This is a genomic window from Enterobacter sp. ZOR0014, from assembly GCF_000798855.1.
GTDB classification, from domain to species: domain Bacteria; phylum Pseudomonadota; class Gammaproteobacteria; order Enterobacterales; family Enterobacteriaceae; genus Enterobacter; species Enterobacter kobei.
In genome coordinates, this window is the sequence record NZ_JTLF01000250.1 from 1 (window position 1) to 7,307 (window position 7,307).

The window sequence follows — 7,307 nt, forward strand, 5'->3', positions numbered from 1 at the left end:
CACCCGGCTGAAAAACCCTTCATTTAGCAGGCTTAAGCCGTTTTGTGCTCTACCGCGATAAACATTTCGATATCCCAGTAACCGTCCGCGTTGCCATCATTGAGATAGCGTTCGAAGCAGGGTTTGAGCGCCATCTGATATTTATTGTCCTGCAACAGGGAATTGAAGAACTGATACCACGGTGTCGCAAAGTCGTAGTTTTCCACACGCGCCGTGGCCACGGCATAATCACCCGCTGCGATTTCCGTCATCATGACGCCTTCGCTGTTATCCGGGATAACAAAATCCTCCGGTACCGTAACGGCCGTATCACAGCGCAGTTTTTCCGCCGGGACCTCATCAGGATTATCGTAGTAGACCGCCACCCACTCCAGCGGCTCAATGTGACGTCCGTCCACCCACATGACCAGCTGTTCAAATCCCTGCTTAACCGTTTTTTCCCACGGCCCAACAAGATGAAAACCCGCAATCTTACGCTTCTGTTGCTGCTTGATGCTGTAGTCCATACTGCCTCCGCTTATTACTGTATATTTATACACTATAAAACAGGAACAATATTATCGGCAAACGAGGAGTGTTTATTATGTGAGCAGACTCGCAACCCTGCCAGTCTGCTCAGAAAGGTTAGATTTTTTGGTGCAGGTAATCACTGAGGCGAGAGAAAATCCCACCCTTATCAACACGTTCCAGGGTGACCAGCGGCCAGTGTGCCACCACTTTGTCGCGGTCATAGAGCTGGATCTCCCCAACCCGCTGATGTGCGGCAATCGGCGCTTCCAGCTCTTTTTTATCCAGAACGTATTTCGCCTTAATGTTCGCCACTTCCGCTTTCGGTAAAGCCAGCCAGAAGTCCTGATCCGTACCCAGATTTACCTGTTCTTTATCACCGTACCAGATACGTTCTGTCCCTACTTTTTTACCGCTGTGCAGAATCTGCACCGTATCGAAATTCTGCTGACCCCAGTGCAGCAGTTTCCGGGCCTGGTCTTCGCGCCCTTTCGGGCTGTCCGCCCCCATCACCACCGCGATTAAACGGCGCTGACCGTCAACGGCGGAAGCAATCAGGTTAAAGCCCGCGCCAGAAGTGTGCCCCGTTTTGAGGCCATCCACGTTCATGGTTTTATCCCACAGCAGGCCGTTACGGTTTTGCTGGGTGATCCCGTTCCAGGTGAGACTCTTTTCGCTGTACATATGGTAAAACTCAGGCTCACCGTGAATGATAGCCCGGGAGAGAACGGCCAGGTCATAGGCCGAGCTGTGTTGACCCGGCGCATCAAGCCCATGGACGGTTTCAAAGTGCGTATCGCGCAGGTTCAGCTTCTGCACATAGTCGTTCATCATCTTCACAAACTGCGGCTGCCCACCCGCTACGTGATCGGCCAGCGCCACGCAGGCGTCGTTGCCGGAATCCACAATCAGCCCGCGGCTTAAGTCCCGCACGGAAACGCGATCGCCCTCTTTCAGGAACATCAGGGATGATCCGTCAAAAACCGGGTTCCCTTTGGCCCATGCGTCACGGCCTACGGTGACAATGTCATCCGGCGTAATGCGATGGCTATCAATGGCCCGATCAACCACATAACCCGTCATCAGCTTAGTAAGGCTCGCCGGATTACGTTGTTGATGTTCGTTGCCCGCCGTTAAGATCTGACCAGTCGTGTAATCCATCAGCACCCACGAGCCCGCCTGAATGGCCGGAGGCTGCGGGGAAAAATCCAGCGGTTCGGCCGCAAAAGCAGATGAGATACTCGAAGCGAGTAAAGAAACAGCAATAAACAGACGGCGTTTCAACGGTATATCCTCAGGTCATTAAAAATCGATGACCTTTTTACGGGAGTTCTGATGTCGTTACCTGGCTTAATTGCAAAAAAATGTGACAGAACGCAGGTTTCACGCTGAATCTGTCTCGCAAATTTGCACCACGGCGGCGCTTTTTATTCGGTCTGACCCGCACGATCGTTTACCATAGTGGCGTCATTTTTTAACAGGATGGTATTACTGGTGTCTGACTCTGCCGCACGCCCCACTTTTTTATTCCACGACTATGAAACCTTTGGCACGCACCCGGCGCTGGACCGACCGGCGCAGTTTGCCGCCATCCGTACCGACGACGAATTCAACATCATTGGCGAGCCTGAGGTCTTTTACTGCAAACCTGCTGATGATTACCTGCCGCAGCCAGGCGCGGTCATGGTCACCGGGATCACCCCTCAGGAAGCGCGGGAGAAAGGGGTGAACGAGGCGGAATTCGCCCGCCGCATCCACGATCTGTTTACCGTCCCCAATACCTGCGTGGTCGGTTACAACAACATCCGTTTCGATGACGAAGTGACCCGCAACGTTTTCTATCGCAACTTCTACGATCCGTACGCCTGGAGCTGGCAGAACCGCAACTCGCGCTGGGATCTGCTGGATATCATGCGCGCCTGTTATGCCCTGCGTCCTGAAGGCATCAACTGGCCGGAAAATGAGGAAGGTCTGACGAGCTTCCGCCTGGAACACCTGACGCGCGCTAATGGCATTGAGCACAGCAATGCCCACGACGCAATGGCGGACGTCTATGCCACTATTGCCATGGCGAAGCTGGTGAAAGCCGCGCAGCCCCGGCTGTTTGAGTATTTGCTGAGCCATCGCAGCAAGCAGAAGCTCATGACCCTTATCGACGTGCCGCAGATGAAACCCCTGGTGCATATCTCCGGTATGTTCGGTGCCTGGCGCGGCAATACAAGCTGGGTGGCACCGCTGGCGTGGCATCCGGACAACCGTAACGCCGTTATCATGGTGGATTTAGCGGGCGATATTTCGCCGCTGCTGGAACTTGACAGCGATACCCTGCGCGAACGGCTCTACACCCCGAAAAATGAGCTTGGTGACCTGCCCGCGGTGCCGGTCAAACTGGTGCATATCAATAAATGTCCGGTACTGGCGCAGGCGAATACGCTGCGCCCGGAGGATGCTGACAGGCTGGGCATTAACCGTCAGCACTGCCTGGATAACCTGAAAGTGCTGCGCGAAAATCCGCAGGTACGCGAGAAAGTGGTCGCGATCTTCGCCGAAGCGGAGCCGTTTATGCCGTCGGAAAACGTCGATGCACAGCTCTACAACGGCTTCTTCAGCGATGCCGACCGTGCAGCGATGAATATTGTCCTGCAAACCGAGCCGCGGAACCTGCCGGCGCTGGACATCACTTTCGCCGATAAACGCATCGAAAAGCTGATGTTTAATTACCGCGCACGTAACTACCCCGGCACGCTGGATGAAACAGAGCAGGAGCGCTGGCTGCAGCATCGTCGTAACGTGTTTACGCCAGAGTATCTGCACAACTACGCCCAGGAGCTGGAGATGCTTTACGGTCAGTACGAAGGGAATTCAGAGAAACAGGCGCTACTGAAAGCGCTGTTCCAGTACGCGCAAGAGATAGTCTGAAAATCAGACATAAAAAAAGCGGAGACGATGGTCTCCGCTTTTTTTTGCCCGGTAGCGCTTCGCTTACGCGGGCCTAAAGGAGTGTTGTTTTGTAGGCCGGGTAAGCGCTAGCGCCACCCGGCGAGTCATCACGCAACGTCTTCGTACTGAGGAACCGGGTTACGGAAGCTCTTCGTTACGCAGGCCAGGTAAACCAGGCCGATACCGCCCCAGATCAGCCCCAGAATCATAGAGCTCTCTTCCAGGTTAATCCACAGCGCACCCACCGTCAGCGCACCACACACTGGCAGCACCAGATAGTTGAAGTGGTCTTTCAGCGTTTTGTTGCGCTTCTCACGGATCCAGAACTGCGAAATCACGGAGAGGTTAACGAAGGTGAACGCCACCAGCGCACCGAAGTTAATCAGCGCAGTTGCAGTCACCAGGTCGAATTTAATCGCCATCAGCGCAATCGCGCCAACCAACAGCACGTTCCACGCCGGAGTACGCCATTTTGGATGCACATAACCGAAGAAGCGAGTCGGGAACACGCCGTCACGGCCCATAACATACATCAGACGAGAAACGCCTGCGTGTGCCGCCATACCGGATGCCAGTACGGTCACGCTGGAGAAAATCAGCACGCCCCACTGGAACGTTTTACCCGCAACATAAAGCATGATTTCAGGCTGCGACGCATCCGGATCTTTAAAGCGAGAGATATCCGGGAAGTACAGCTGCAGGAAGTAGGAGGCACCGATGAAGATCAGGCCGCCAATCAGCGCCGTCAGGAAAATCGCTTTCGGGATCACGCGCTCAGCATCTTTGGTCTCTTCTGACAGAGAAGAGATACCGTCAAAGCCCAGGAACGAGAAGCACAGAATTGTCGCACCGGTAATCATCGGCACAACATGTGCGCCTTCAGACCAGAATGGACGCGTGCTGGTCAGCGTGCCCGCACCTTCACCGTGAGAAACACCGTAGATGATCAGGCCGACGATAACTGCCACGATGCCCATCTGCAGAATAACAATCAGGGTGTTGAAGTTTGCCACGGTCTTGATGCTGCGCAGGTTAGAAATGGTCATAAAGGCCACCAGCGCGACAACAAAGATCCACGACGGCACGGAAGGCACCAGCGCTTCAAAGTAAATTTTTGCCAGCAGAATGTTGATCATCGGCATGAACAGGTAGTCCAGCAGAGATGACCAGCCCACCATAAAGCCAACTGCCGGGCTAATGGATTTCTGAGCATAGGTGTACGCAGAGCCTGCTGACGGGAAACGGCGGACCAGTTTTCCGTAGCTCAGCGCGGTAAAGAGGATCGCGACCAGTGCGAAGGCGTACGCCGTCGCAACGTGACCGTTGGTGAGGCCCGATACGATACCGAATGTATCGAACAGCGTCATCGGTTGCATATAGGCAAGGCCCATCATAACAACCGGAATCAACGTAAGCGTTTTACGTAATTCCACGCGAGAGGTGTTTGGAGTTGCGTTATGCGACATAGTTATTCTCCTTTACGGTGATAACCGCCACGTAAGCGAAAAATTGCCCCATTTCTTTCTTCCTCAGCGACAACAACTGTCGGATTTTAGTAAATATCTATCCGGTACGAAGCCCGGCCTCTTGGTTTTTAGTTTCGTTTCGTACATGCAAAAAAAAATAACCGACGCCTTTTATATCGTCGATTATTCATTTGGTTGCAGCGGCGGCATTTTGCCCCACATCGGATACAAAAGGCAATACTTTGCAACGCACCGGGCCGTTTTCTTTCTGCTAACTGGCTGATTTCTGGACGCCGGGCTGAGAGTAAATTGCAGCGATAGCACTATTTGCTAAAATTTCATCCCGCCACCAGGCGCTCGCAAGCCCGGCGGTTTGTTCATTCCAGCCCATCCATACCGATTCGTTACTGCTTTGAGCAAGTACCTGTTTTTCAACAAGCGCACCGCTATCAATAAACCGCTGCGCCAGATAGCGCGGTAAGTAGCCGCAGCCGAGTCCACTAATTTGCAGTTCCAGCTTAGTTTTAAAATCAAAAACCGTGATGGCTTCCTGCTCATCAAGCAGTTGCGAGGAAACCGAACATTCCGGGCGAGCGCTATCCCCCACCACGATGGCGCGATAGCCTTTAATCACGCGACGGTTAAGGGGCTCTGGCTCCTGAGCCAGCGGATGATGGGGCGCCACGGCGAACACCTGCTCCAGCACGCCAAGTCGGGCAAAGCCAAATTCACTCAGCTGGGGAGGCTCATGCAATGCCCCGACAAAAATATCTGCCCTGCCCTGCGTTAAGGCATCCCAGGAGCCGCCAAGCACACCGTTGATGAAGATAAGCCGGGTGACGCTGTGATGTTGATAAAACGCTTCGATCAGCGGGGTCAAAAGAGAGAACGGAAAGGTATCATCCACGCCAATGACCAGCTCGTTCTCCCATCCCTGGTGGAGCTTGACGGCCTGTTTTTCCAGTTCACGAACGGTGTGCAGGACTTCGCGGCCTTTTTCCAGCAGCATCTGTCCGGTACGGGTAAAACGCGCGCGATGTCCGGTGCGATCGAGGATTTGGATATTAAGATCGCTTTCCAGTTTTTGAACGGTGTAACTCAATGCCGAAGGGGTTTTATAGAGCTTTGCTGAAGCAGCCGCAAAGCTCCCCTCTTTTTCCAGTGCATCCAGAATAATAAGAACATCCAGCAGCGGTTTCATGCTCGCCCCCTTCCGGTGTGCGATCGTTTCCGCTGCGGGACTTATTCCATGGGCATCACCAGCGGATCGGGATATTGATACTCAAACCCCAGCTCATGACAAATGCGATTGCCATCAACAATTTTGCCTTTGCTTTCATCCTTTGCCTCAGCAAAAACCGGCGGAGCCAGGCCAAGCTGACGTGCCATCAGCGGGTAAAACGTGCTGCGCGCAGGATGAGAAGGTGCACATATATTATAGATGTGTCCACCTTTTGGAGCTTTTAAGAGTAGCTCAATCGCGCCAATAACATCCTCAAGATGAACAAGATTGACGACATGCTGCCCGTCCGGCGCGGATTTCCCGGCAAAAAAGCGTCCCGGATGCCGCCCGGGGCCGACCAGCCCCGCCAGACGGACGATATCCACCTGCGTGCCGGGCAAATTATGCAGCCAGTCTTCCAGCTCTTTAAGGACCTTGCCACTCGCGGTCACCGGACGGCGCTCAGTTCCTTCTTTCATTACGCCCGGAGCATCGCCATAGACCGACGTCGAACTGGTAAAAATGATACGCGGAACATGGTGCGCAAGGGCACTGTCGACAATCTCCTGCATCGCCTGCAGATAGAATGATTCACCCGGGCCGCTGCGCCGCGCGGGTAGCGTAATCACCAGCGCATCGACGTTCATCAGCGTGTCCAGATCGTCCGCATCACACACCAGCTCCGGTTCCAGACGCAGTTCAACGCCATCAATACCGCACATGCGTGCCGCTTCGACCCCATCCCTCGTCGTTTTGCTCCCGGTCACCTGCCAGCCTTTCGCGGCTAATGACATCGCCAGCGGCATTCCCAGCCAGCCCAAACCGACAATCGCGACCTTTTTCATGCGAATTCTCCTGACTCTCACTCGTCTTTCATAAGGCTACGCCAGCCTGGCAGAACACACAATTCATAGCATCAATATGAAATGAATTAATGATCAAAAAAAGCCCTTGCAATCTGTCACACAACTGGTTTAGGTTAAAAGACATCAAATGAATAAGCATTCATCGAGAATTTATATGACACGCGTTCAATTTAAACACCACCATCATCACCATCATCCTGACTAGTCTTTCAGGCGATGTGTGCTGGAAGACGTTTGGATCTTCCAGTGGTGCATGAATGCATGATAAAGCCCCCGGAAGATCTTCTTCCGGGGGCTTTTTTTTGG

The 7,307-nt window shown here is 53.5% G+C and carries 8 protein-coding genes and 1 other annotated feature; of the genes, 2 read left to right on the plus strand and 6 right to left on the minus strand.

The window, feature by feature from the left end:
* Positions 1–32: 32 nt before the first annotated feature.
* A complete protein-coding gene (sbmC, locus tag L977_RS13090) occupies positions 33–506 on the minus strand; it encodes a DNA gyrase inhibitor SbmC (RefSeq protein WP_014884460.1) in 474 nt (157 codons plus the stop codon).
* Positions 507–624: 118 nt separating this feature from the next.
* Positions 625–1,791, minus strand: a complete 1,167-nt coding sequence (gene dacD, locus L977_RS13095) for a serine-type D-Ala-D-Ala carboxypeptidase DacD (RefSeq protein WP_014884461.1) — start codon at positions 1,789–1,791, stop codon at positions 625–627.
* A 198-nt stretch (positions 1,792–1,989) separates the two neighbouring features.
* Here dacD and sbcB point away from each other — a divergent pair, with 198 nt between their 5' ends.
* Positions 1,990–3,426, plus strand: a complete 1,437-nt coding sequence (sbcB, locus tag L977_RS13100; RefSeq protein WP_433996192.1) for an exodeoxyribonuclease I — start codon at positions 1,990–1,992, stop codon at positions 3,424–3,426.
* A gap of 128 nt (positions 3,427–3,554) precedes the next feature.
* Here sbcB and L977_RS13105 read toward each other — a convergent pair whose 3' ends face one another.
* From L977_RS13105 to L977_RS13115, 4 genes are all read right to left on the minus strand, one after another.
* Positions 3,555–4,913, minus strand: a complete 1,359-nt coding sequence (locus tag L977_RS13105; protein ID WP_014884463.1) for an APC family permease — start codon at positions 4,911–4,913, stop codon at positions 3,555–3,557.
* Positions 4,903–4,965 (minus strand): membrane protein YoeI, encoded by a 63-nt coding sequence (gene yoeI / locus L977_RS24545; protein WP_099458931.1) that lies wholly within the window; start codon positions 4,963–4,965, stop codon positions 4,903–4,905. The genes L977_RS13105 and yoeI overlap by 11 nt, the downstream gene beginning before the upstream one ends.
* A 219-nt stretch (positions 4,966–5,184) precedes the next feature.
* A complete protein-coding gene (locus tag L977_RS13110; protein WP_023330855.1) occupies positions 5,185–6,114 on the minus strand; it encodes a LysR substrate-binding domain-containing protein in 930 nt (309 codons plus the stop codon).
* A gap of 41 nt (positions 6,115–6,155) precedes the next feature.
* Entirely contained in the window at positions 6,156–6,980 is an 825-nt protein-coding gene (locus L977_RS13115; RefSeq protein ID WP_014884465.1) for an SDR family oxidoreductase, read from the minus strand.
* 175 nt (positions 6,981–7,155) lie between these two features.
* On the opposite strand from L977_RS13115, the gene hisL reads away from it, so the two are divergent.
* Positions 7,156–7,206 (plus strand): his operon leader peptide, encoded by a 51-nt coding sequence (hisL, locus tag L977_RS24550; RefSeq protein ID WP_001364200.1) that lies wholly within the window; start codon positions 7,156–7,158, stop codon positions 7,204–7,206.
* Positions 7,182–7,305: a sequence feature (His leader region), on the plus strand. It overlaps the preceding gene by 25 nt.
* The last annotated feature ends 2 nt before the right edge of the window (positions 7,306–7,307 follow it).

Coding starts and splice junctions, on each gene's coding strand:
- L977_RS13105 (WP_014884463.1), bottom strand. CDS start 4,913: ATGTCGCATAACGCAACTCCAAACACCTCTCGCGTGGAATTACGTAAA.
- sbmC (WP_014884460.1), bottom strand. CDS start 506: ATGGACTACAGCATCAAGCAGCAACAGAAGCGTAAGATTGCGGGTTTT.
- L977_RS13110 (WP_023330855.1), bottom strand. CDS start 6,114: ATGAAACCGCTGCTGGATGTTCTTATTATTCTGGATGCACTGGAAAAA.
- L977_RS13115 (WP_014884465.1), bottom strand. CDS start 6,980: ATGAAAAAGGTCGCGATTGTCGGTTTGGGCTGGCTGGGAATGCCGCTG.
- sbcB (WP_433996192.1), top strand. CDS start 1,990: ATGGTATTACTGGTGTCTGACTCTGCCGCACGCCCCACTTTTTTATTC.